This is a genomic window from Photobacterium sp. Alg240-V54 (genome assembly GCF_900537155.1).
Lineage (GTDB): Bacteria > Pseudomonadota > Gammaproteobacteria > Enterobacterales > Vibrionaceae > Photobacterium.
Map to the genome: position 1 here is coordinate 52,524 of NZ_UNRL01000006.1, position 26,622 is coordinate 79,145.

Consider the following 26,622-nt stretch of genomic DNA (forward strand, 5'->3'; position numbering starts at 1 on the left):
CGTTGGTTTATCTAGTATTTTATTTACTAAACGTTACATCATCAACAGCAGCTATTAAGCTGGTTGCTGAATGATCACTTCATCGGCTTTATTGGTGTAATCAGCCATACGATCAAAGTTAAGGTAACGATAAGTATCTGCCGCGGTTGCATCAATTTGCTGAGCGTAAGTTAGGTATTCATCCATGGTTGGAATCCGTCCTAAAATTGCCCCAACAGCGGCTAATTCTGCAGAAGATAAGTACACGTTAGCGCCATTACCTAAACGGTTAGGGAAGTTACGGGTCGAGGTCGACATTACCGTTGCTTTGTCTTTCACTCGTGCTTGGTTACCCATACACAATGAACACCCAGGCGTTTCAACCCGCACCCCTGCGCGACCAAAGATACCGTAATATCCTTCTTCGATCAGTTGATCACGATCCATCTTGGTTGGCGGCGCAACCCATAATCGAGTATCTAATTGACCACCAAATTTCTCGAGTAATTTACCAGCGGCACGGAAATGACCAATGTTAGTCATACATGAACCAATGAATACTTCGTCAATTTGCGTACCTTGTACCTCTGATAACAAACGCGCATCATCAGGATCGTTAGGCGCACATAAAATTGGCTCTTTAATGTCTGCTAGATCAATCTCGATCACATGCGCATATTCAGCATCTTTATCTGCCGTCATCAGCTCAGGATTAGCTAACCATGCTTCCATCGCGGTAATTCGACGCTCAATGGTACGACGATCACCATAACCTTCAGCGATCATCCACTTCAACATCACGATGTTAGAATTTAAATATTCAGTGATCGACTCTGGCGATAACTTAACGGTACAACCCGCTGCACTTCGCTCTGCCGATGCATCAGAAAGCTCAAACGCTTGCTCTACTGATAAATGCTCAACCCCTTCAATCTCAAGTACACGCCCTGAGAATTCATTGATCTTACCCGATTTTTCAACCGTCAGTAGCCCTTGCTGAATCGCGAAATAAGGAATGGCATGGACTAAATCACGCAGGGTGATCCCCGCTTGCATCTCACCTTTAAAGCGCACTAGCACTGATTCCGGCATGTCCAACGGCATTACACCTGTTGCTGCAGCAAATGCCACTAAACCAGAACCTGCAGGGAATGAAATACCCAATGGGAAACGGGTATGTGAATCACCGCCGGTACCGACCGTATCTGGCAATAACATGCGGTTAAGCCATGAGTGAATTACACCATCTTTAGGACGTAAAGCGACACCACCACGATTCATAATAAAATCAGGCAATGTATGATGAGTATTAACATCGATCGGTTTTGGATAAGCTGAAGTATGACAGAATGACTGCATGGTTAGATCGGCTGAAAAGCCTAAACAAGCTAAGTCTTTCAGCTCATCACGGGTCATCGGACCGGTAGTATCTTGCGAGCCAACAGTAGTCATTTTAGGCTCACAGTAAGTGCCAGGGCGAACGCCTTCAACACCACATGCTTTACCGACCATTTTCTGCGCTAGGGTATAGCCTTTACCGCTATCTTCTACCGCCACCGGACGACGGAAGACATCAGAGGTAGGTAAGTTCAATGCTTGACGGGCACGATCTGTTAAACCACGACCAATGATCAATGGAATTCGACCACCAGCACGCACTTCATCAATCAGCACATCAGTTTTAAGTTTAAACGTTGATACTAATTCATCGCTATCATGACGGCGCACTTCACCTTTAAACGGATAGACATCAATCACATCACCCATCGCTAGCTTAGTAACATCGACCTCAATCGGCAATGCGCCTGCATCTTCCATGGTATTAAAGAAGATCGGGGCGATCTTACCACCGAGTACATAACCACCGGCGCGCTTATTGGGTACATAAGGAATATCATCGCCCATGAACCACAATACTGAGTTAGTCGCCGACTTACGCGAAGAACCAGTACCTACCACATCACCAACATAAACCAACTGATGACCAAGCTTTTTTAGCGCTTCAATTTGAGTAATTGGACCAATAGTGCCAGCTTGATCTGGAGTGATCCCTTCACGCTCAATTTTCAACATTGCTAATGCGTGCAATGGAATATCTGGTCGCGACCATGCATCAGGGGCTGGCGATAAGTCATCGGTATTAGTTTCACCTGTGACCTTAAAAACAGTTAAAGTAATTTTTTCAGCAAGCGCAGGTTTAGATAAGAACCACTCGGCATCAGCCCAAGACTGCAGCACTTGCTCGGCAAAAGCATTGCCTGATTTGGCTTTTTGCTCAACATCATAAAATGAATCAAACATCAGTAATGTATGTGATAACGCCGTCACTGCAATTGGCGCCAGTTCAGCATCATCAAGTAATGCAATCAACGGCTCAATATTATAACCACCTTGCATAGTGCCTAATAATTGCGCCGCTTTTGCTTTGCTAACCAATGGCGATTGGGTCTCGCCAGTCGTGATCGCAGCTAGAAAACCTGCCTTAACATAGGCGGCTTCATCTACACCCGGTGGAATTCGATTTTCTAATAAATCCAGTAATGCAGCTTCCTCACCTTGCGGTGGATTTTTTAATAGCTCAATTAGAGCGGCAACTTGTTCTGCATTTAGCGGCTGGGCAACAACCCCTTCAGCCGCACGTTCTTCGACGTGTTTACGGTAGGCTTCTAGCACGACATATTCCTCATATATTGGCTCGACGATGACGTCGAACATCCTTGGAAGTTGAATGATCTCTCACTGATCAATCATTGACGTTTATTATAAATTCGACGCCTTAGCTGTAAATCAGAGAGATAAGCTGTTAAATACCATATCACTTTTAACTTAAATTTAAAATAAATCGATGTTTTACAACATTCACAAAATTGTAAGTTGGTCGCACTTATTGGGGTTAATTTTCAATCGTTATCAAATTTCAGCCACAAAAAAAGCGCCAATCAGGCGCTTTTTAGTTAACAGAGCAAGTTAAGCGAGATTTACTTACGCTTTACTGCTTTTGCATTAGGAAGGTCAGTAATTGAACCTTCAAATACTTCTGCTGCAAGACCAATCGACTCGTGCAGTGTTGGGTGAGCGTGGATAGTTAATGCGATATCTTCTGCATCACAACCCATCTCGATCGCTAGACCGATTTCACCTAACAATTCACCACCGTTAGTACCAACGATAGCACCACCGATAACACGGTGAGTGTCTTTATCGAAGATCATCTTAGTCATACCATCTGCACAATCAGATGCGATAGCACGGCCAGATGCAGCCCATGGGAAAGTAGCAACTTCGTAGTTTAGACCTTCAGCTTTTGCTTCTTTCTCAGTCTTACCTACCCACGCAACTTCTGGCTCAGTGTAGGCAATTGAAGGAATAACTTTAGGATCGAAGTAGTGCTTCTTACCCGAAATAACTTCTGCTGCTACGTGGCCTTCATGCACACCTTTGTGCGCCAGCATTGGTTGACCAACAACGTCACCAATCGCATGAATGTGAGCAACGTTAGTACGTAGTTGCTTATCAACGTTAATAAAGCCACGCTCATCAACATTGATACCGGCTTTTTCAGCATCGATCAGTTTACCGTTTGGTACACGACCGATAGCCACTAGCACTGCATCGTAACGAACAGGCTCAGCTGGGGCTTTTTTGCCTTCCATTGATACGTAGATGCCGTCTTCTTTAGCTTCAACTGCTGTCACTTTCGTTTCTAGCATTAAGTTGAATTTCTTAGAAATACGCTTAGTGAAGACTTTAATAATATCTTTATCAGCTGCTGGAATAACTTGATCGAACATCTCAACAACGTCGACATCAGAACCTAGCGCGTGGTAAACCGTACCCATTTCAAGACCAATGATACCGCCGCCCATAACAAGTAACTTTTCAGGTACTTCTTTTAGCTCTAGCGCATCTGTTGAATCCCAAATACGTGGGTCTTCATGTGGAATGAAAGGTAGCTTAATTGGGCGTGAACCCGCAGCGATAATTGCATTGTCAAAAGTAACTGTGGTTTGACCATCAGCACCTTCAACAACGATTGAATTAGGACCAGTAAATTTACCGTAACCGTTAACAACGTTAACTTTACGCATCTTAGCCATACCGCCAAGACCGCCAGTAAGTTGGGTAATTACTTTATCTTTCCATAGACGGATTTTATTGATATCGGTTTGTGGCTCGCCGAAAATCACGCCATGTTCTGCCATCGCTTTTGCTTCTTCAATAACTTTCGCTACGTGAAGTAGAGCTTTTGATGGAATACAGCCGACGTTAAGACATACGCCGCCTAGAGTATTGTATTTTTCGATTAGAACCGTATCTAGACCTAAGTCTGCACAACGGAATGCCGCAGAATAACCTGCAGGGCCTGAACCCAACACCACTACTTGGGCTTTAATTTCTTTGCTCATCATGACCTCGTTGTAAGTCTTTTATCCCTAACAGGCTATCAGCAATGCTGTACTTTTTAATGCTAAATTTACCGTCAAACTGATTAACAACTTTATCAAGTTGTTAATGGAATGAAAAATAAATTACCGCAGCCTGTGAGCTAAACAACAATTCCATGCCTACTCAGCGTAGGCATGGCGTTGTGGATGTGAAACCTTATAGTACCAAACGGCGGATGTCTGATAGACAACCATTTAGGTAAGTAATGAAACGTGCACCTTCTGCACCATCAATCACACGGTGATCGTATGACAGTGATAATGGCAGTTGTAGACGCGGTTCAAACTCTTTACCGTTCCATACTGGCTTCATTTCAGACTTAGATACACCAAGGATACCTACTTCTGGAGCATTCACGATTGGTGTGAATGCAGTACCACCTAAGCCACCTAGGCTTGAGATAGTGAAACAGCCACCTTGCATATCAGATGCCGTTAGCTTACCAGCACGTGCTTTCTTAGAGATAGTCATTAGCTCTTCAGATAGCTCGTAAATACCTTTCTTGTTAACGTCTTTAAATACAGGAACAACCAAGCCATTCGGAGTATCTACCGCGATGCCGATGTTGATGTATTTCTTCAAAATCAAGCTCTCGCCATCATCAGATAGTGAAGAGTTGAATGAAGGGAACGCTTCAAGTGCTTTCGCAGCAGCTTTAAGAATGAACACAAGTGGCGTGATCTTCATGCCAGAGTCTTTCTTCGCTTCGATAGCATTTTGGTCTTTACGGAATGCTTCTAGCTCTGTGATATCTGCGTTATCCCACTGTGTAACGTGCGGGATCATTACCCAGTTACGGTGCAGGTTAGCGCCAGAGATCTTCTTAATGCGAGACAGCGGCTTAACTTCTGTGTCACCAAACTTGCTGAAGTCAATCTTCGGCCAAGGTAGTAGACCTAGAGCTGCGCCATCGCCTTTACCTGAAGCCGATGCTGCTGCACCAGATTCAAGACGCTTAAGTGCATCTTTAACGAAGCTTTGTACGTCTTCTTTAAGAACGCGGTTCTTACGGCCAGTACCTTTAACTTTCGCAAGGTTAACGCCAAACTCACGTGCTAGACGACGAACAACAGGTGATGCGTGTGCATAATCGTTGTTTTCTTCAAAGTCGCCCGTTGTTGCAGCAGCTGGAGCTGATGCAACAGGTGCCGCTGTAGATGCAGGTGCCGCTGCTTGAACAGGAGCAGCTGCAACCGCAACCGGTGCTGCGCCAGCAACTTCAAAGATCATGATCAATGAACCAGTAGAAACCTTGTCGCCAGCGGCGATTTTGATTTCTTTGATAGTACCAGCGAACGGTGCCGGTACTTCCATTGATGCTTTGTCGCCTTCAACAGTAATTAGCGATTGCTCTTCTTCTACTGTATCGCCAACAGCAACCATGATTTCAGTTACTTCAACTTCATCACCGCCGATATCAGGCACGTGAACATCTTTTGCTGCTGCAACAGCAGGTGCCGCCGCAACAGGTGCTGCTGCTTGAGCAGGAGCCGCTACTGGCGCAGAGCCAGCAACTTCAAAAATCATCACTAATGAGCCAGTTGATACTTTATCGCCAGCTGCAATTTTGATTTCTTTTAGCACACCAGCAAACGGTGCTGGTACTTCCATTGACGCTTTATCGCCTTCAACAGTAAGTAGTGACTGCTCTTCTTCGATGCTGTCGCCGATAGCAACCATGATTTCAGTTACTTCAACTTCATCACCGCCGATATCAGGCACGTGTACTTCTTTAAGCTCAGCAGCTGCTGCTGCCACAGGCGCGGCAATAGGTGCAGCTTCTGCTACAGGTGCAGCAACCGCTGCGCCTTCAGCTTCAAAGATCATGATCAATGAACCAGTAGAAACTGTGTCACCAACCGCGATTTTAATTTCTTTAACGATACCCGCTTGTGAAGCAGGCACTTCCATTGATGCTTTATCGCCTTCAACAGTGATCAGTGATTGCTCTTCTTCAACCTTGTCGCCAACGCTAACAAGAATCTCAGTTACTTCAACCTCATCCGCACCGATGTCAGGTACATTAATTTCGATTGCCATTATATTTGCCTCTTACGCGTATAGCGGGTTGATCTTGTCTGCGTCAATGTTGAATTTAGCAATTGCATCTACAACTACAGAATTCTCGATGTCACCACGTTTTGCCAATTCAGAAAGTGCTGCAACAACAACGTAGCCAGCATTAACTTCAAAGTGACGACGTAGGTTTGCACGGCTGTCTGAACGACCAAAGCCATCAGTACCCAGTACTTTAAATGACTCAGAAGGCATGAACGCGCGAACTTGTTCTGCGTAGTTCTTCATGTAGTCAGTCGCAGCGATTGCAGGCTCAGAACCCATAACCGTCGTGATGTAAGGTACTTTCTGCTCAGCTTGTGGGTGCAGCATGTTGTAACGCTCAGCATCTTGACCGTCACGAGTCAATTCGTTGAATGATGTTACCGAGTAAACATCAGACGCTACGCCGTAGTCATCACTTAGGATTTGAGCAGCAGCACGGACTTCGTTCATGATAGTACCAGAGCTCATTAACTGAACCTTAGACTTATCACCCGCGTAAGACTCAAGCTTGTAGATACCCTTACGAATACCGTCTTCTGCGCCTTCTGGCATAGCAGGCATCGCATAGTTTTCATTCATTACTGTTAGGTAGTAATAAATGTTCTCTTGCTGTTCACCGTACATGCGACGAATACCGTCTTGCATGATAACCGCTAGCTCGTAAGCAAACGTTGGATCGTAAGAGATACAGTTAGGTACAGTGTTAGCCATGATGTGTGAGTGGCCATCTTCGTGCTGTAGACCTTCACCGTTCAGGGTAGTACGACCTGCAGTAGCACCTAATAGGAAGCCACGTGCTTGTTGGTCACCTGCCATCCACGCCATGTCGCCAACACGTTGGAAGCCGAACATTGAGTAGTAGATGTAGAATGGAATCATTGGTAAATCGTTGGTGCTGTATGATGTTGCAGCAGCTACCCAAGATGCCATTGAACCTAATTCGTTGATACCTTCTTGCAGAACCTGACCTGAGTTTGCTTCTTTGTAGTAAGAAACAACGCCACGGTCTTCTGGAGTGTAAGTTTGACCCGCTGGGTTGTAGATACCCACTTGACGGAACAGACCTTCCATACCAAATGTACGTGCTTCATCACAGATGATAGGTACGATGTTCTTACCGATATTCTTATCTTTCAATAGAATATTTAGGGTACGAACGTAAGCCATAGTGGTAGAGATTTCACGCTTTTGCTCAACCAGCAATGGTGCAAACTCTTCTAGCTCAGGTACTTTAAATTCTTGAGTGAAGTTAGGGTTACGCTTAGGCGTATAACCTAGTAGTGCTTCACGACGAGCGTGCAGGTAGTTGTACTCTGCAGAACCTTGTTCAAGTTCTAGGTAAGGCAATGATTTAATTGCTTCATCAGAGATAAGATCTTGTAGACCTAAACGATCACGTAGGTATTGAACATGGGTCATGTCCATTTTCTTCACGCCGTGAGCGATGTTCTTACCTTCAGCTGCTTCACCCATGCCGTAACCTTTAACAGTTTTAGCAAGAATAACAGTTGGTTTACCTTGAGTGTCTTTCGCATTAGTAAATGCTGCAAATAGCTTAGATGAATCGTGACCGCCACGCTTCAGTTCAAAGATTTGCTCATCAGTCATGTCAGCAACCAGTGCTGCAGTCTCAGGGTACTTACCAAAGAAGTGTTCACGTACGTAAGCACCATCTTTAGATTTAAATGTCTGGTAGTCACCATCGATAGTTTCGTTCATTAACTGAAGTAACTTACCTGTAGTGTCTTTTGCTAGTAGTGAATCCCAGTTGTTACCCCAGATCACTTTAACCACATTCCAGCCAGCACCTTTAAATAGGCCTTCTAGCTCTTGAATGATCTTACCGTTACCCATAACCGGGCCATCTAGACGCTGGAGGTTACAGTTGATAAGGAAACATAGGTTATCTAGCTTCTCACGCGCAGCGAAAGAAATCGCACCACGTGATTCTGGCTCATCCATCTCACCGTCACCTAGGAACGCGTAAACACGTTGCGCTGAAGTGTCTTTAAGACCACGGCCATCTAAATATTTAAGGAAACGCGCTTGGTAGATCGCAGAGATAGGACCTAGACCCATAGATACCGTCGGGAACTGCCAGAATTCAGGCATTAACTTAGGGTGTGGGTATGAAGGGATACCTTTACCATCAACTTCTTGACGGAAGTTATCAAGTTGTTCAGCTGTTAAACGACCTTCAACGAATGCACGCGAGTAAATACCAGGAGAGATGTGACCTTGGTAATAAACCAAATCGCCGCCATCAACGTCATTAGGTGCGCGGAAGAAGTGGTTAAAACATACTTCGTAGAAAGCTGAAGCAGACTGGTAAGACGCCATGTGGCCGCCTAGGTCTAAATCTTTCTTCGATGCACGCAATACGATCATGATCGCGTTCCAACGGATGATAGAACGGATACGACGCTCTAGCGTAATATCACCTGGGTAAGCAGGTTGCTGCTCTGCAGGGATCGTATTAATGTAATTAGTGTTGATGCCTGTTGCCATATCAACACCATCTAAACGTGCTTTATCCAATACTTGCTCTAGTAAGTACTGGGCGCGTTCAACACCTTCTTCACGGACTACTGATTCAAGAGCTTCTAACCAATCTTGAGTTTCCAGTGCATCCACGTCACTCTTCATGACTTCAGACATGCGATCTATCCTTTCGTTATAATCTACTAAACTAACAATGTCGCGACTTGCAAAGGCCTTTGGCTAATAAAAAGAACCCTAGTCAAGCCCGTCCTTGCGTTGTTGAATTCGACGGAGAGAGCGTTCACGTCTGCTATCTTCTCGCGATAAATCCAACAAAGTCTCCTCAATGTAAGCCAAATGTGCATGGGATGCTTCACGTGCCTTTTCAGGCTGCCTAGAAACAATCGCCTGCACAATATTGGCTCGATGTTTACTCACCTTATCCACCACCTCTTGGCGACGATTAAGGTGTTCAAAATTCTGTAATACGTTTTGCTCTAACAATGGCGCTAAACTGCGAATAATGTGCAGTAACACCACATTATGCGCCGACTCTGTGACCGCAATAAGATATTGCATCACTGCCGTTGCTTCAGCAGCTAAATCGCCTTGCTGCTGAGCCTGTTGAATTTGCACATGACAATCTTTAATACGATTGAAATCATCATCATTACCACGCAGGGCCGCATAATATGCCGCTAATCCCTCTAGCGCATGGCGCGCTTCAACTAAATCTAATTGTGTTTCTGGGTGGGCTGCTAATAAATCCAGCAGTGGCTCAGAAAAACTTTTCCATAAATTATCAGTAACAAAGGTGCCGCCACCTTGACGACGCGTCAGTAAATGTTTGGCTTCTAAGCGTTGAATCGCCTCGCGTACCGACGGTCGAGAAACATCAAATTGTTTTGCCAATTCACGCTCTGGCGGCAATTGTTGCCCAGGCGATAATGTTCCCTCGACAATCAAACACTCCAGCTCTTGTTCGATAGCGTCACAAAGTTTAGGTTGGCGAATGCGTTTATACGTCATTATAATGAATGCTTCTTATAATCAATCTGCTTCATAACAAAACTAACAATACGGGTAATTGGTATTACCAATTTGCTGACGTGGAAAGTTTACAGAAATAATCTCAAAAGTCCACATTCAACTTGATTGAAATCATAGAACCAGAATCGCTTAACAAAAAATACACATTCAAACCAACTAACACCAACATTCACCACCAAATAAAGCTACAGTTAGCCGCAAAAAGCACCCTATATGCCACTATGACTAATGCGATATTTGCGCTTTTTATCAACAATATAGTTAGTAGTTAATAATAAATAACCGCTTAAAGCTGACTTTTATAGCATTGCCAATCAAACACCAATCCGGGATCGGTTTTACGTCCTGGCGCAATAAATTCATGCCCGGTTACTCGCTGGCGAGTGATCGCTGGATAGTGCTGCATGATTTTCTGGGTGAGTGTGGCTAGGGTTTCATACTGACAATCGGTGAAGGGTAAATAATCACAACCTTCAAGCTCAATTCCGATTGAATAGTCGTTACATTTATCCCGTCCTTCAAAGCAAGAAACACCCGCATGCCATGCGCGCGCATTAAACGGCACGAACTGAATAATACTGCCATCACGACGGATCAGGCAGTGAGCAGAGACTCGAAACTGATGAATTAATGCGAAATAAGCATGTTCGTTAGGATCAAGTTGCCCGGTAAATAGTTGTTCGATGTAAGGCCCACCAAATTCACCCGGTGGCAAGCTAATGTTATGCACCACCAGCAAAGAAACCTCATCATCAGGGCGCGCATCACAAAAGGGCGATGGCACACGTTTAACGTTATCAAGCCAATGGTCGCTGTTAATGGTTAAAGTCATATCAATCTCAAAGTAAATAATAAGTATTGAGTATCGTAGAAAAAACTAAAACTCCCCTCCTGTAAATAGTTACGGAAAAAAAGATCCCACACGCGTCCTGCTCTTCCTCGCCCCTCGAAAACTGAATCTATTCCCTGTATGCTTTAATTATCACTCGCGGTAATTTATTTACCGGCAAACTCATGCAATGGATACGACATGACAGCTATGGAAAACAGACACGACAGCACTGCCCGCCTCGCTTACCTTAAGCAACAATTACCGCTAGAAATCACCCGCGCTGTGGCTGATACCCTGCGTGAAGATTTAGGTGGCGAGATTGATGCTAGCCGCGATATTACTGCCAATTTAATTGCCGCGGATAGTTACAGCACTGCCACTATTATCACTCGTGAATATGGCGTTTTTTGTGGTCAACTGTGGGCTGATGAAGTGTTTGCTCAATTGGGCGGTGAAGTGGTGATTGAGTGGCATGTTAGCGATGGCGAGGTGGTCAAACCCAATCAAGTGTTATGTAGCCTAAGTGGCCCATCACGGGTTTTGCTGACCGGTGAGCGTAACGCAATGAATTTTATTCAAACCTTATCAGGCTGTGCGACCCTTACCGCCGAATATGTTAACCAATTGCAAGGCACTAACACTCGCCTATTAGACACTCGCAAAACCATTCCGGGGCTGCGCAGTGCACTTAAATATGCGGTCAGTTGTGGTGGTGGTTTTAACCATCGCATTGGGGTGTTTGATGCCTATTTGATCAAAGAAAATCACATTATGGCTTGTGGCGGCATTGAAAAAGCGATTGCCACCGCTAAGCAATTAAACCCTGGTAAACCAGTTGAAATAGAAACCGAATCGCTCGCAGAGTTAGAACAGGCGATTGCCGCCGGCGCCAATATTATTATGCTGGATAATTTCAGCCTCGAGATGATGCGTGAAGCGGTAAAGATTAACGCTGGCCGTGCGGCACTGGAAAACTCAGGTGATATTACCCTCGCTAATATTCGCCAGTGCGCGTTAACTGGGGTCGATTATATTTCCGTCGGCGCGCTAACTAAACATGTGCGAGCAATGGATTTGTCGATGAGGTTCATCTAGAACATAGGTTTCGAGGGGCGAGGTTACTAGTTTTCGAGGAAGAGCTGTTTTTATCTCGTAACTCTTGATCTCGTCACTTGCTACTCGCCCCTGCAGTCCCTCACCCCTCTAATCTCGCAACTATTTATCTCGCTACTCACCCCTAATACTTTTGCGCCTTAACTCCCGCGCTATTTTGCAATTTATGCAACAACTCAATAAAAAGTTCAAACCGCACCCAGCAATTTTTCAGCCCTTATTCAATCAATACCTTAAGCCACCTATGCTATAGCTATTGCACTATCCCTTTTGATTCGCACAGTGCGAATTACACTTTCAAGGAATGGAAAATGAAAAAGCAACAAGGCTTTACGCTCATTGAATTGATGATCGTAGTAGCAGTAATCGGTGTGTTATCAGCAATTGCTGTTCCTAAATATCAAGAATACGTAAAAAAAGCAGCCATTGGTACTGCACTAGCTTCAGTCTCAGCCTATAAAACAGATGTCGAAGATACAATTGCCAGTAGTGGTGATTTTACCTCTGCTGCGAATGCTACTTTTGGGATTGGAACAATTGAATTTAATCAAGAAGCTTCATCAGCAGGAAAGATAATTGCCACGATAAATGAAGGTTCAGCTAATGGAGCAAAAGTTACTTTAGCTAGAGACTCTGCTGGGAAATGGACATGTAGCCATTCCTTAAGTGCAAGTGTTAGTTTAACTGGATGTTAAGGAATAATAATGAAAAAGCAAAACGGATTTACACTTATTGAATTAATGATCGTTGTTGCAGTAATTGGCGTACTCTCAGCAATTGCAGTACCTCAATATCAACAATATGTAAAAAAAGCAGCTGTTGGTACAGCGCTCGCTTCTGTATCAGCTTATAAAACAAATATTGAAGACAATATCGCTAATGTCGGTAATTTCCCGGCTGTTTCAGCAGCTTTTGGTATAGGAAAAATAACCGCCACATCTGCAGCTATAAATACAGATGGAAACAAAATAACCGCAGAAATTTTAGAAGGATCGGCTAAAAACACCAAAGTACAGCTACTAAGAAAAAACGATGAATGGACATGCGTTCAAAATAGTGGCTTGAAGATTACAGGCTGCGATGAAAATAGCTCAATAACAAACTAATGCAAACCAACCTCGCCTCGATCCTGTTCCAAGCAGAGCTAATCAGCCGCGAACAGGAACAACAAATCGTCGAGTCGGTACAGGCGGAAGGGATCAATGTCCCGACCGCCATTACCCGTTTGGGGATAATGGAAGATGATGAACTGGCGCGTTCGTTGTCACACCTGTTCAATCTTGATCGGGTTGATGTCCACCACTATGACTTTCAAGGTTGCTGCCAAAGTGTCTACCAACGTGAGCTGGTATTACGCCATCGTATCCTGCCACTGGCACAAGACAACAGTACCCTTTTTGTTGGCCTGAGCGATCCTACCAATGTCGATGCTCAAGATGAGTTTCGCTTCGCCATTGGTAAGAACGTTGAACCGTTATTATTAGAAAACAAACAACTAGAATCCGCGATTCGACGGGTTTATGGCAGTGACATTGGTGATGTTGGCAGCAGCCGTCAAATCAGCGATGAAGATCTTGGTAACCTCATTGATATCAATGAACTTGAAGTTGATGAGGCCACCGATTTAAGCCAAGACAGCGCTCCAGTTACTCGCTATATCAACCAAGTGTTAATGGATGCTTTGCGTCGTAAAGCGTCAGATATTCACTTTGAACCCTATGAAACCAGCTATCGCATTCGATTTCGCTGTGACGGTATTTTACATCAGCATGCCACGCCACCTGCGACCCTTTCGCGGCGGTTATCAACCCGTTTAAAGGTGATGTCAAAGCTCAATATTGCCGAGCGTCGTCAACCGCAAGATGGACGGATCAAGCTTAAGTTATCTGACGCACTGGCAATTGATCTGCGGGTTTCAACCCTACCGACCTTGTGGGGTGAAAAAGTGGTGCTGCGAATTTTAGACAGCTCCAGCGCCAGCTTAAATATTGATATTTTAGGTTACAGCGATGCGCAAAAGCAGGCGTATTTAAACGCACTCCAGCGCCCGCAAGGGATGATTCTCATGACGGGCCCCACGGGAAGCGGTAAAACAGTATCGCTATATACCGGACTCAGTATTTTAAATACCGATGAGCGTAATATTTCCACCGCCGAAGATCCGGTTGAGATCAACTTGCAAGGCATCAACCAAGTTCAGATCAATAATCAAGCTGGACTCGGATTTGCCGAAGCACTGCGATCATTTCTGCGCCAAGATCCCGATGTAGTAATGGTCGGCGAGATTCGCGACCTTGAAACCGCTGAAATTGCAGTGAAAGCCGCCCAAACTGGCCACTTGGTGTTATCAACCCTGCACACCAACTCCGCCGCTGAAACCATTACCCGTTTAACCAATATGGGAGTCGAAGATTTTAACCTCGCCTCATCATTAAGTTTGATCATTGCTCAACGGCTAGCGCGGCGGTTATGTAGCCACTGTAAGCAACCACACCCATTAGATGATCTCACCTGTGAGCGGCTACAGCTGCCACTAAATACCAGCGTCTATCAGGCCCATAAAGAAGGCTGTGATGATTGCAACAAAGGCTATGTCGGGCGGGTCGGTATCTATGAAGTTATGCAATTTAGCCGTGAGATCGCCGAAGCATTAATGCAAAACGCCACCAGCTTACAACTTGAAGATATTGCCGCCAGCCAAGGCATGCAACGGCTACGAGAATCAGGCATCGATAAACTGGTTGCTGGCATTACTAGCCTGACCGAACTGCAACGGGTGCTACAACTTTAATCGCGTCAACAGAGCTCGCTATCATATTCAAGCCAGACGTATTTCGCTTTCCTTGCTAACTAAAGAGAATTTATTATGGTTGCAGCCACTAAAATTCGTTACTACCAATGGCGTGGCGTCAATCAAGCCGGACGTAAAGTATCTGGCGTCACCATGGGCTTTCAAGAACAAGAAATACGGCATCAACTTACCGAGCAGATGATCAATGTTAAAAAGATCAAACGCACCACCCCCGGCACGTTAAGCCGCCTGCGTAATCAAATGAAGCCTGAAGATGTCACCATGGTCACTCGGCAGTTATCAACCATGGTGGAATCTGGCGTGCCCGTGGTACAAGCATTAACTTTAATGGCTAACAGTCATCATAAAGCCGAAATGCGCGCCACGCTAAATCAAGTTACCACTCAAGTTGAAGCTGGATCGTCACTGTCAAAAGCAATGCGTTCAAGCTCACCGCTGTTTGATAAATTTTATTGCGACTTGGTCGATACTGGCGAGCAAACTGGTCATTTAGGCCAAGTGTTCGCGCGAATTGCGGTCTACCGTGAAAAAGCTGAAGCGATGCGTAAAAAGATCATTAAAGCGATGATCTACCCATCAATGGTATCGATCACCGCCATCTTGGTGACGGTGCTAATGCTGGTATTTGTGATCCCGCAATTTGCGGCTATTTTTAGTGGCTTTGGCGCTGAGCTGCCGTGGTTTACTCGCCAAGTAATGAAAGCCTCTGATTTTCTAGTCAACTACGGTACTTATCTGGGGATTGGGATTGTGGTTTTCATCTTGCTGTATCGCTATTGCTATAAGCATTACTATCGCTTTCATTATCGCGCCGATAAACTCAGCCTTAAATTACCCATCGTCGGCGATGTATTACTCAAAGCCACTATCTCGCGCTTTGCTCGTACTCTTGCGACCACTTTTAATGCTGGTATTCCATTATTAACCGGCATTCAATCGGCGGCTAAAACCAGTAATAACCTTTATATCGAACAAGCGATTGATGAAGTCTATAACAGCACCGCAGCGGGAATGCCATTGTACTTAGCCTTACGCCAAGCAGATGTTTTTCCAGAATTAATGTTACAAATGGTGATGATAGGTGAAGAATCTGGCTCACTTGATGATATGCTCAATAAAATGGCGCAATTGTATGAAGATGATGTCGATAATACCGTCGATAATCTCGGTCAAATTCTTGAGCCATTTATTATTATCATTCTTGGTACCATTATCGGTGGTTTATTAGTCGCGATGTACATGCCTATCTTTACGCTAATGAGCGTTATAGGGTGATCACAACTCAATCAATAACCATCACGCTAAGGTTAACCGACGACTTTTTTTAGAGAGCACTGCATGGCTGTATTGAGTTATTACCCGTGGCTATATCCGCTGTTTGCCACCATTTTGGGGTTATTGATTGGTAGTTTTCTGAATGTGGTCATTTATCGACTGCCGATTATGATGGAGCGACAATGGCGTCAAGAATGCCAAGATTGCTTTTCAGAACTGGATAATGCTCAAGCCGATGATGCTACTACGCCGTTTAATTTAAGTGTGCCACGTTCGCGTTGCCCGCATTGTAATCATGCTATTTCTGCACTGGAAAATATTCCGCTGCTTAGCTGGCTAGTATTAAAAGGCCAATGCCGCCAATGCCATGCGCCGATCAGTAAACGCTACCCTGCGATTGAATTACTGACCGCCATCATTAGCTTAACTGTCGCGTTAGTATTACCGCCAACATGGTGGGCTGTTGCTGTCCTTGGTTGCAGTTTTGCCCTGATCGCACTGACCTTTATTGATATCGACAAAATGCTGTTGCCGGATCAAATCACACTGCCATTAATGTGGGCAGGAATTTTATTGGCTGTCATCGGTATCAGTCCACTGACATTAACCGATGCCGTTATTGGTGCGATGGCGGGTTACTTATCACTGTGGTCGGTATTTTGGGCGTTTAAGCTGCTGACTAAAAAAGACGGCATGGGCTATGGTGATTTTAAACTGTTAGCCGCCATTGGCGCTTGGGTTGGCTGGTCGTTATTACCGTTTGTGGTATTGCTGTCTTCATTTGTCGGCGCAATCTGTGGCATTATCATGCTGCGAACCAAAGGCGAAGATCAACAAACGCCATTCTCTTTTGGACCATACCTTGCCGTCGCTGGCTGGATTGCTATTCTATGGGGCCAACCAATTTTACATTGGTATGTTAGCTCATATTTAGGATTTTAATTAATGGCGGTAGTGATCGGTTTAACGGGTGGTATTGGCAGTGGTAAAACCACAGTGGCGAATTTATTTGGCGAGTATGGCATTGATTTGATCGATGCCGATATCATTGCTCGTGAGGTCGTGGCGCTCGGCAGTGTCGGCTTAGCGCGCATCGTTGAAAAATTCGGCGCAAGTATACTGCTGGCAGACGGTAATCTCGATCGCAGCCAATTAAGAGCAGCAATATTTAGTGATCCGCAACTTAAAAACTGGCTCAATCAACTGTTACACCCACTGATTAGAGCCAAAATGTTAGCCGATATCGATCGCGCTACCTCGCCGTATTGCCTGCTGATCGTGCCGTTAATGGTAGAAAATAACCTTCAAACCCTCACTGATCGGTTACTGGTGGTTGACGTTGACCAACAAACACAGATAATGCGTACCCAACAACGTGATAATGTATCGCTAGAGCAAATAAAAAATATTCTCTCAGCGCAAGCAACACGTCAACAACGCCTCGATGCTGCCGATGATATCATTTGTAATAACGGTGATAATCAGGCACTGTTGATGCAAGTCGCTCAGCTACATCAGCGTTATCTCGCTCTGGCACAAGCCGCGAAATAACGCTCAGCGTGCATTCATTATTCTTTTTTGGCTTCCACTGGTTTCCGTTATGCAAATACACCGCTATGAACACCCACTGAATGAAAAGGTGCGCCTTTACCTGCGCCTTGAACACTTACTTAAACAATTACATCACAGCAGCGAACTTAGCGACCCATGGCAATATACGATTTTCTTTAATGCCTTATTTGATCTGCTTGAACTTATTGAGCAGATCCCAGTTAAGACCGATCTTGCTAAAGCGCTTGATAAGCAAAGTACTAAATTAAAAGCATGGTTAGATTATGACGGTGTTGATCCCACTGCGATCCAATCATTACTTGATAGCATGAGCCATGCTCAGAAAAATCTATTAGCTGCACCACGCCTAGGCCAAAGCCTGCGTGAAGACCGTTTTCTAAGCTCGATTCGCCAACGTTTTTCTATTCCTGGTGGCACCTGTAGTTTTGATCTACCGGCATTGCATTACTGGCGCCAATTACCGCTAGAAGAACGTCAGCAAACCTTGCAAGCATGGCTAGATCAATTAGCTGAAGTCGATCAAGCATTAACCCTGTGGCTGCATTTAGTGCGTCAATCGGCACAATACCAGCCGCAAGTAGCACATAATGGTTTTTTCCAAAATGATGCCAGCTTATCGTGTTTACTTCGTATTGAAATCGATGCAAGCTATGGCGTTTATCCTGTGGTATCAGGCCACCGTAGCCATTTCTCAATTCGCTTTTCGCCTTATGAAGACGGATCGACAGTGGCAACCAATATCGACTTTAAATTAGCTATTTGCTGAGGTGACTATGTCGCAATCTCAACCGACTGTGGTGAAATGCCCAACCTGTAAAACTGATGTGGTCTGGGGCGAACAAAGCCCTTACCGTCCTTTCTGCTGTAAGCGCTGCCAATTGATTGATCTTGGTGAGTGGGCGGATGAGGAAAAATCCATTGCAGGCGCACCCGATATGTCTGATGGCGATGGTTGGTCGGAAGATAACTATTAACTCTTCAGCATCGATTTAACACGCTATTACTGCTTAAGGGCGAGTCAATGTTCACATTAGCTCGCCCTTTTTTAATACCATTATTTTAGTCTTCGATTTATCTAAGGACGAGCTTATGACCCAACCAGCTATGCTCAAAAAACGGCTTTGGATCGCGGCCGGGATCATTTTAAACCCCGCCCAAGATCACATCTTTATTACTCGCCGTAATGCCAATGCCCATCAAGGTGGATTATGGGAATTTGCCGGCGGTAAAGTTGAAACCCATGAAACGGCACAGCAAGCTGTTATTCGAGAGCTACACGAAGAAGTGGGCATTGAAGTCACTGCGCTAACCCCGTTGATTAGCCTTAATCATGATTATTCAGATAAAGCGTTAAAGTTTGATTTCTTTGCGATCACCAAATTCAGTGGTGAAGCTCGCGGCAATGAAGGTCAAGCGGGACTGTGGGTTGCAATTAACGATCTTCACCAATACCCATTTCCTGAGGCAAATGCGGCGGTATTAGCCAAGATAATTGAGGTATATGGGGAATAAAAAAAGGTCGCTCAGAGCTAATGCTGTTCACTTAAGCCCGAAATCCTTATGGATAAAGGCTTTTGATAATTAAAGAACCTAGCTATAGCTGGATTCTTTGCTATCTGGGATATTCTGTTTTGTACATAAAACAAACAAAATATCCTTAAGTGAACGGCATTATCGCTCAGAGCGACCTTTTTTATTACAGCTTAACAGCGATCTTAGTCGATCTTACCGTGACACTGCTTGTATTTCTTACCTGAACCACATGGACAAGGCTCATTACGACCTACTTTGCGCTCTTCACGCTCATAAGTACCTTGATGGCTGTCGTCTTCTGTTTGAGGTGCTTCATCGACAATTTGATTGTCAGCATCCTGATGTTGGAACTGTTGACGTCGGGCTAGCATTTCTGCCATTTGACGACGTTCTTCTTCCATACGATCAACTTCTTCCTGCTGTTGTACGCGCACCTTACTTAGGATCGCAATAACATCACTCTTTAAGTTATCTAACATCTCTTCAAACAGTTCAAACGACTCGCGCTTGTACTCTTGCTTAGGGTTCTTCTGAGCATAACCACGCAGGTGAATACCTTGACGCAGGTGATCCATCGCCGCTAGGTGCTCTTTCCATAACGTATCAAGGTTTTGTAGCATGACCGTTTTTTCAAAGTTGCGCAGTACTTCAGCACCAACAACCGCTTCTTTTTCACGGTAAAGCTCAAATGCTTTTTCGATAATACGTTCACGTAACGCTTCTTCGTAAAGCTTATCTTCAGTATCTAACCAATGTTGAATTGGTAGTTCTAAGTCAAAGTCTTCTTTCAGACGCGTTTCTAGACCTTCGATATCCCACATTTCTTCTAGCGATTGCTGTGGAATATAGTTATCAATAATTGCGTTCAACACGTCTTCACGGTTGTGCTCAATCATTTCACTGATATCGTTAGCATTCATTAGCTCATCACGTAGTTCATACACTACCTGACGCTGGTCGTTGGCAACATCATCAAACTCAAGCAATTGCTTACGAATATCAAAGTTACGCCCTTCAACTTTACGTTGTGCGTTTTCGATAGCTTTTGATACCCATGGGTGTTCAATCGCTTCGCCTTCTTCCATTCCCAGCTTCTTCATCATGCCAGAAACACGATCAGAGGCGAAGATACGCATTAGGCCATCTTCCATTGAAAGATAGAAGCGTGAAGAACCAGCATCACCTTGACGACCAGCACGACCACGTAGCTGATTATCGATACGACGAGATTCATGACGCTCAGTACCAAGAATGTGCAAACCACCCGATGCAAGTACCGCATCGTGCTTAAGTTGCCAATCAGCACGGATCTTCGCGATTTGCTCTTCAGTTGGATTAGTCAATTTTTCAACATCGGTTTTCCATGAGCCGCCCAACATAATATCGGTACCACGACCGGCCATGTTGGTGGCGATAGTTACCGCACCTGGCGCACCCGCTTCAGCGATAATGTCAGCTTCTTTTTCGTGGAACTTCGCGTTTAGTACGTTGTGCTTGATACCGGCTTTTTTAAGTGCGTTTGATAGCATCTCTGATTTTTCAATCGACACTGTACCGACTAGACATGGCTGACCATTCTTAACACGCTCGGTAATATCTTCACTGATCGCTGCGAATTTCTCCGCTTCAGTCATGTAAACTAAATCACCGTTATCGATACGCGCCATTGGACGGTTAGTTGGAAGTACTACCGTATCAAGGTTGTAAATAGATTGGAATTCAAACGCTTCGGTATCAGCTGTACCTGTCATACCCGATAACTTCTCGTATAAACGGAAGTAGTTCTGGAAAGTAATTGAAGCCAAGGTTTGGTTTTCATTTTGAATCTTAACGCCTTCCTTCGCTTCGACAGCTTGGTGAAGACCTTCAGACCAACGACGACCTGGCATAGTACGACCAGTGTGCTCATCGACAATGATAACCTCATCATCTTGCACGATATAATCGACGTCTTTTTCAAACAACACGTGAGCACGTAAACCGGCATTAACGTGGTGTAATAAACTGATATTAGCCGGAGAATAAAGAGTATCGTTCTCAGCCATAATGTCATTTTTGATCAACAACTCTTCAATGAATTCTTGACCTGTTTCAGTAAAGTGCGCTTGCTTAGATTTTTCATCAACGGTGTAGTGACCTTCACCACGGTAATCGGCGCTATCTTCTTTATCTTGACGCACCAATAGCGGGATCAGCTTGTTCACTTTGATGTACATTTCTGAGCTATCTTCGGCCGGGCCAGAGATAATCAACGGTGTACGCGCTTCATCGATTAAAATCGAGTCAACTTCATCGACTACCGCAAAGAAACGCTCACGCTGAACGCGATCTTCTGGACGGAACGCCATGTTGTCACGCAGGTAGTCAAAACCAAATTCGTTATTGGTACCGTAAAGAATATCTGCCGCGTAAGCTTCTTTCTTGGCTGGCGGTGACATATTCGGTACGTTAACACCCACGGTCATACCGAGGAATTCAAATAACTCACGGTTTGTTTCGGCATCACGCGCTGCAAGGTAGTCGTTCACGGTAACAATGTGAACACCTTTACCGGTCAAAGCATTAAGGTATGAAGGCAATGTTGCTGTAAGAGTTTTACCCTCACCGGTACGCATCTCAGCAATTTTACAGTCGTTTAAAACCATACCGCCAAGTAGCTGCACGTCAAAGTGACGCATGCCATAAACACGTTTTGATGCTTCACGAACAGTCGCGAAGGCTTCTGGTAGTAGTTGATCTAGCGTTTCGCCTTGATCTAAACGCTCACGAAATTCAGCTGTTTTTGCTTGCAGCTCATGATCTTGTAGGCTTTCAAACTGAGGTTCTAGCTTATTGATTTGATCAACAATTTTGCGCATACGACGCAGAGTGCGGTCGTTACGGCTACCGATAACTTTAGTGAGTAGTTTTGATAACATGGTGATGCCGTTTTCTCTTTGTTATATCAGCGTTTCTATTGCTGAATCGCTTAATTCGGGTTTCATTCCTCGGGGGACCTAAGCCATCCTTATCCCACTGGAATCGTCACAACGGTGACTAAGAGGTTAATCCTGAAACATGTAATACTGATATTGTGTCGTGCTCATCGCTTTTCAAGGGCTAACATTACTATCCTAACAAAAAGCACCTTACTCAATGCTAAACTCATGGTCTTTATTGCTATTGCAGCACAAAAAAAACCATGGTCACTGTCGCTTGGCAGACATATCACTCAACATATATTAACCTATATGTCTGATATGATAAGTCATATTAATGTCATCGCCTATGATAAAAGCCACAGCAATGGCGTTTATCTATCAAAAATTAAGATCATATTCGCAAAAGTAACATTTTTATGCTGTTGAATATTCAGGAACTAAAATCATGAGAGATCATCGCCCACAAACCCCAGCTCATCTGCTCGACAGTGATGGTCTAACGTCAATTCAACAACGCGCAGCGGCATTAAGCCAACTTGATACTGCAGTCAAAACGCATTTAAATTGTGCTGAACACTGTCGTGTCAGTAATTATCGTCAAGGGGTACTGATCATTGAAACCGCCTCAGCGGCATGGTCGATGCGACTTAATTATGAACGCTACCAATTAATGATCAAATTACGCGAGAAGTTATTGCCTAAATTGCGTGATATTGAGGTCAAGGTAAACCCAGCACTGGCAGCAGTTGCGATTCGTAAGCAAGATAAAATTCCTGATATTATTCAAAAACCGATCAGCGATGTTGCTGCTCAGCACTTGTTAGCCACCGCAGCCAATGCACCTGATAAAGTCAAAGCTTGTTTAGAGCGCTTAGCAAAGTTGGCGAAAAAGAAAACCAGCTAATCACAACCAACAGATACAAAAACGCCGAACATAAATGCTCGGCGTTTTTTAATACAAGGCTATTGCGTGATTTACGCCAATACCATACCCGGTTGCGCAAAAGTGACTGGCACTTCACGCTCATCTTCAAAGGTTGACCACTCATAGGCTTCTTGGTCAGCCAATACTGCACGCAGTAGTTGGTTGTTAAGCGCATGACCTGATTTATAAGCACGCATCTCACCAATGATATTATGACCACACATGTAAAGGTCGCCAATGGCATCCAATACTTTGTGAGTAACAAGTTCATTGTCAAAACGCAAACCATCATCGTTCAGGATACGGTAGTCGTCCAATACAATCGCGTTATCAAAGCTACCACCAAGACACAAATTTTGTGACTGAAGGTATTCGATATCACGCATGAAACCGAAAGTACGCGCACGGCTAATCTTCTTAACAAAAGACTGGCTTGAAAAATCTAACACTAGACGCTGCTGATCTGAATCAATCGCAGGGTGGTTAAAGTCGATAGCAAAATCCAGACGGAAACCGTTAAAAGGCACGAGTTCCGCCCACTTGTCGCCATCTTCAATGCGAACAGGCTTTTTAATACGTAAAAAACGCTTCGGCGCATTTAGCGTATCAATACCTGCTGATTGAAGCAGGTAAATAAATGGGCTTGCGCTACCATCCATAATTGGAATTTCGGGCGCATCAACTTCGATAATTACGTTATCGATACCCATACCGGCTAGTGCAGCATTCAAGTGCTCAACAGTTGAAATGCGCACGCCTTGCTCATTAACAAGAGCAGTACATAACATGGTATCGCGCACTGAGTCTGCGTTCGCAGGAAAATCCACAGGTGGATTAAGGTCAGTACGGCGATAAATCACGCCAGTATTTGCGGCTGCAGGACGCAGAATAAGCGTCACTTTACGTCCAGAGTGGAGGCCCACACCAGTCGTCTGCACAATGCTTTTAAGTGTACGTTGTCTGATCATCTGCTTTATATCTCAACGGTTAAACAAACTTTTGTTTGCAAACTAATTAGGTGAATAGAAACTATTCGCAACGCCAAAGTGGCGAATCGAATACTTATCATACCATAACCCAAAAAATATCCAAAATAATTCACTGTGGTGAAACAATGCACCTTTTGCGGTGAAACAAAAGATGCATGGCTCACTTAACTAAAATTAGTACCACAATCAATATGATGGCTATTTTAGTCCGCTTGCTTACGCAAGAATGCTGGAATATCTAGGTAGTCATGATCAGCACCTTGAGATTTAGCTTGCTGAGTTTCAGCAGGCTTCTCTTCAGCAACTGCAGCAGGTTGTTCCTGTGCAACAACTGGCGCTGGCTTAGATGACGTTACTAGTGTGATATCAGGCTTGCACTCTTTACCAATACCTGTTGCTACTACGGTTACACGTAGTTCATCAGTCATATCAGGGTCAAGTGAAGTACCAATAACCACTGTTGCGTTATCAGACGCGAATGCTTTAACTGTGTTACCCACAGTTTCAAACTCGTCTAGACGCATATCCATACCGGCAGTGATGTTAACAAGTACACCACGTGCGCCCGCTAGATCAATATCTTCTAGTAGTGGGCTAGAAATTGCCATTTCAGCAGCTTCTTCTGCACGGTCGTCACCAGCAGCAACACCACTACCCATCATTGCATGACCCATTTCCGACATCACGGTACGTACGTCCGCAAAGTCGACGTTGATCATGCCTGGGCGAGTAATTAGCTCGGCAATACCTTGAACCGCATTCTTAAGTACGTCGTTTGCTTTCGCAAAGGCATCAAGTAATGTGATACCACGACCAAGTACTTTAAGTAGCTTTTCGTTAGGAATAGTGATTAATGAGTCAACATGCTTAGAAAGCTCATCAATACCTTGCTCTGCAAATGCCATACGCTTCTTACCTTCGAAGCTAAATGGTTTAGTCACAACAGCAACAGTAAGAATACCAAGCTCTTTAGCCACTTCAGCAATGATTGGCGCAGCACCAGTACCGGTACCACCACCCATGCCCGCTGCAATGAAGATCATGTCAGAGCCTTCAAGCTCTTTCTTGATTGCTTCACGATCTTCTAACGCTGAATCACGACCCACTTGTGGGTTAGCACCAGCACCCAAACCTTTAGTGATATCACCACCGATTTGAATAACAGTACTTACGCTTGTTTTACGAAGAGCTTGTGCATCAGTGTTAACACTAATGAACTGCACGCCTTCAATAGACTCACGTACCATGTGATCGACAGCATTACCGCCGCCGCCGCCAACGCCAATGACCTTAATTACAGCTTCATCAGACATTTCCATCATCGGTTCAAACATTTGTTCTCTCCGTTATCCTGTTCGCATCAGGTTTAAAAATTCTTTTCGAACCAACCACTGATTCGTGAAAATATTCCTGTTACCGAGCGTTTCGGCTCAAGAGCATTTTCATCAAATGATTGACTATCCTTTCCGTAGTGCAGTAATCCTACTGCGGTAGCATAAGGTGGAGCCTGAACATAGTCAGTCAATCCACTTAGCTCAAGAGGCTGTCCTATACGTACTTGATTGCGGAAAACGCGCTCAGCACATTCAGTTAAACCTTCCATTTGTGCAGCGCCCCCGGTAAGGACGATGCCCGCTGCTAGGTGGTGTTTAACACCAGCCTCTCGCAATTGATCTTGTACGGTTAGTAATTTTTGATTTACTAACCCTAGCAATTCACTATATCGAGGCTCGATCACTTCTGCGAGTGTTTGACTTTGCAAGCTCCGCGATGGACGGCCACCTACACTAGGTACGTCCACTTTAGCATCTTTGCTCACCAACTCACTCAGTGCACAACCGTATTTCACTTTAATTTCTTCAGCGTCACCCGGCGGTGTACCAAACGCATAAGCAATATCACTAGTAACTACATTACCCGCATAAGGAATCACTTCCGCATGACGTAATGCACCACCAGACCAAATAGCAAGATCCATTGTACCGCCGCCAATATCGACCACGCATACGCCGAGCTCTCGCTCATCTGGGGTCAGTACAGCTTGGCTTGCTGCTAATCCTGAGTAAATCAGATGATCAACGGTCAAACCACAACGCTCTACTGCTTTAACGATGTTGCGCGCCATGTCGTTATGGCAAGTGATCAAGTGAACACTTGCTTCCATACGAACACCAGATAAACCAACTGGGTTTTTAATCCCTTCTTGGTAATCAATCGCAAATTCTTGTGGAATCACATGCAACGTACGTTGCTCATCGCTTATTTTTACTGATTTCGCCGTATGAATAACATTATCGACGTCATCTTGAGTTACTTCTTTATCAGAAATAGGCACCATGCCTTTTTCTGTTTGGCAACTAATATGTTTACCTGATAGCGACAAACACACGGAACCAATTTGGCAGTCAGCCATAAGTTCAGCCTGATCAACAGCACGCTGAACTGACTTTACTACTGACTCAAGGTCATTAACCCCACCTTTATCCATTCCGCGTGACGGGCTGCTACCTACACCGATAACATTAACATTGCCATCGGGAAGGACTTCCCCTACCAAAGCACAAACTTTGGAAGTGCCGATATCAAGACCAACTATGAGTTTTTTATCTGCAGCCTTAGTCATCAGTGCACGC

At 44.6% G+C, this 26,622-nt stretch carries 21 protein-coding genes; 11 read left to right on the forward strand and 10 right to left on the reverse strand.

From position 1 onward, the window contains the following. Positions 1-54 precede the first annotated feature (54 nt). The 6 genes from acnB to ampD all read right to left on the reverse strand — a co-directional run bounded on the left by acnB (position 55) and on the right by ampD (position 10,849). Complete coding sequence (gene acnB, locus G6R09_RS14815; RefSeq protein ID WP_163923270.1) at positions 55-2,652, reverse strand: bifunctional aconitate hydratase 2/2-methylisocitrate dehydratase; 2,598 nt, start codon at positions 2,650-2,652, stop codon at positions 55-57. A 305-nt stretch (positions 2,653-2,957) separates the two neighbouring features. Next, positions 2,958-4,385, reverse strand: a complete 1,428-nt coding sequence (lpdA, locus tag G6R09_RS14820; RefSeq protein ID WP_065168069.1) for a dihydrolipoyl dehydrogenase — start codon at positions 4,383-4,385, stop codon at positions 2,958-2,960. 196 nt (positions 4,386-4,581) lie between these two features. Continuing rightward, on the reverse strand, positions 4,582-6,465 hold the full coding sequence (gene aceF / locus G6R09_RS14825; protein WP_163923273.1) for a pyruvate dehydrogenase complex dihydrolipoyllysine-residue acetyltransferase: 1,884 nt from the start codon (positions 6,463-6,465) through the stop codon (positions 4,582-4,584). Positions 6,466-6,477: 12 nt separating this feature from the next. Further along, positions 6,478-9,144 carry a pyruvate dehydrogenase (acetyl-transferring), homodimeric type gene (gene aceE / locus G6R09_RS14830; RefSeq protein ID WP_065168067.1) on the reverse strand — a complete coding sequence of 889 codons (2,667 nt, stop codon included), beginning with the start codon at positions 9,142-9,144 and terminating at the stop codon, positions 6,478-6,480. A 78-nt stretch (positions 9,145-9,222) separates the two neighbouring features. Beyond that, on the reverse strand, positions 9,223-9,996 hold the full coding sequence (gene pdhR / locus G6R09_RS14835; RefSeq protein ID WP_065168066.1) for a pyruvate dehydrogenase complex transcriptional repressor PdhR: 774 nt from the start codon (positions 9,994-9,996) through the stop codon (positions 9,223-9,225). Positions 9,997-10,303: 307 nt separating this feature from the next. Next, complete coding sequence (ampD, locus tag G6R09_RS14840) at positions 10,304-10,849, reverse strand: 1,6-anhydro-N-acetylmuramyl-L-alanine amidase AmpD (RefSeq protein WP_065177354.1); 546 nt, start codon at positions 10,847-10,849, stop codon at positions 10,304-10,306. Between the two features lie 207 nt (positions 10,850-11,056). On the opposite strand from ampD, the gene nadC reads away from it, so the two are divergent. The 10 genes from nadC to mutT all read left to right on the forward strand — a co-directional run bounded on the left by nadC (position 11,057) and on the right by mutT (position 19,133). After that, a complete protein-coding gene (gene nadC, locus G6R09_RS14845; protein ID WP_163923371.1) occupies positions 11,057-11,944 on the forward strand; it encodes a carboxylating nicotinate-nucleotide diphosphorylase in 888 nt (295 codons plus the stop codon). A 329-nt stretch (positions 11,945-12,273) separates the two neighbouring features. Next, a complete protein-coding gene (locus tag G6R09_RS14850; RefSeq protein WP_163923275.1) occupies positions 12,274-12,657 on the forward strand; it encodes a prepilin-type N-terminal cleavage/methylation domain-containing protein in 384 nt (127 codons plus the stop codon). A gap of 9 nt (positions 12,658-12,666) precedes the next feature. Beyond that, positions 12,667-13,068 carry a prepilin-type N-terminal cleavage/methylation domain-containing protein gene (locus G6R09_RS14855; protein WP_163923278.1) on the forward strand — a complete coding sequence of 134 codons (402 nt, stop codon included), beginning with the start codon at positions 12,667-12,669 and terminating at the stop codon, positions 13,066-13,068. Further along, entirely contained in the window at positions 13,068-14,753 is a 1,686-nt protein-coding gene (pilB, locus tag G6R09_RS14860; protein WP_065177356.1) for a type IV-A pilus assembly ATPase PilB, read from the forward strand. Before G6R09_RS14855 ends, pilB begins: the two co-directional genes overlap by 1 nt. Positions 14,754-14,828: 75 nt before the next feature. Next, on the forward strand, positions 14,829-16,049 hold the full coding sequence (locus G6R09_RS14865; protein WP_163923281.1) for a type II secretion system F family protein: 1,221 nt from the start codon (positions 14,829-14,831) through the stop codon (positions 16,047-16,049). A 63-nt stretch (positions 16,050-16,112) separates the two neighbouring features. Continuing rightward, positions 16,113-16,991: an A24 family peptidase gene (locus G6R09_RS14870; RefSeq protein WP_163923284.1), complete on the forward strand. Its 879-nt coding sequence runs from the start codon at positions 16,113-16,115 to the stop codon at positions 16,989-16,991. Positions 16,992-16,994: 3 nt separating this feature from the next. After that, entirely contained in the window at positions 16,995-17,600 is a 606-nt protein-coding gene (gene coaE / locus G6R09_RS14875; protein WP_065167011.1) for a dephospho-CoA kinase, read from the forward strand. Between the two features lie 49 nt (positions 17,601-17,649). Next, the gene (gene zapD, locus G6R09_RS14880) at positions 17,650-18,387 is read left to right on the forward strand and encodes a cell division protein ZapD (RefSeq protein ID WP_065167012.1); all 738 of its coding nucleotides are present in this window, start codon (positions 17,650-17,652) and stop codon (positions 18,385-18,387) included. Positions 18,388-18,394: 7 nt separating this feature from the next. Then, positions 18,395-18,595 (forward strand): DNA gyrase inhibitor YacG, encoded by a 201-nt coding sequence (gene yacG / locus G6R09_RS14885; protein ID WP_065167013.1) that lies wholly within the window; start codon positions 18,395-18,397, stop codon positions 18,593-18,595. Positions 18,596-18,725: 130 nt separating this feature from the next. Then, positions 18,726-19,133: an 8-oxo-dGTP diphosphatase MutT gene (mutT, locus tag G6R09_RS14890; protein ID WP_163923374.1), complete on the forward strand. Its 408-nt coding sequence runs from the start codon at positions 18,726-18,728 to the stop codon at positions 19,131-19,133. A gap of 203 nt (positions 19,134-19,336) precedes the next feature. On the opposite strand, the gene secA is transcribed toward mutT, so the two are convergent. Next, a complete protein-coding gene (gene secA / locus G6R09_RS14895) occupies positions 19,337-22,072 on the reverse strand; it encodes a preprotein translocase subunit SecA (RefSeq protein WP_065167014.1) in 2,736 nt (911 codons plus the stop codon). Positions 22,073-22,520: 448 nt separating this feature from the next. Between secA and G6R09_RS14900 the strand changes: the two genes are divergently transcribed. Continuing rightward, the gene (locus tag G6R09_RS14900; RefSeq protein WP_065167015.1) at positions 22,521-22,979 is read left to right on the forward strand and encodes a DUF721 domain-containing protein; all 459 of its coding nucleotides are present in this window, start codon (positions 22,521-22,523) and stop codon (positions 22,977-22,979) included. 71 nt (positions 22,980-23,050) lie between these two features. Here the strand turns inward: G6R09_RS14900 and lpxC are convergent, their stop codons facing one another. From lpxC to ftsA, 3 genes are all read right to left on the reverse strand, one after another. Then, complete coding sequence (gene lpxC / locus G6R09_RS14905) at positions 23,051-23,968, reverse strand: UDP-3-O-acyl-N-acetylglucosamine deacetylase (protein ID WP_065167016.1); 918 nt, start codon at positions 23,966-23,968, stop codon at positions 23,051-23,053. Between the two features lie 224 nt (positions 23,969-24,192). Beyond that, the gene (gene ftsZ, locus G6R09_RS14910) at positions 24,193-25,323 is read right to left on the reverse strand and encodes a cell division protein FtsZ (RefSeq protein ID WP_065167017.1); all 1,131 of its coding nucleotides are present in this window, start codon (positions 25,321-25,323) and stop codon (positions 24,193-24,195) included. A 32-nt stretch (positions 25,324-25,355) separates the two neighbouring features. Beyond that, positions 25,356-26,612: a cell division protein FtsA gene (gene ftsA / locus G6R09_RS14915; RefSeq protein ID WP_065167018.1), complete on the reverse strand. Its 1,257-nt coding sequence runs from the start codon at positions 26,610-26,612 to the stop codon at positions 25,356-25,358. Positions 26,613-26,622 lie beyond the last annotated feature (10 nt).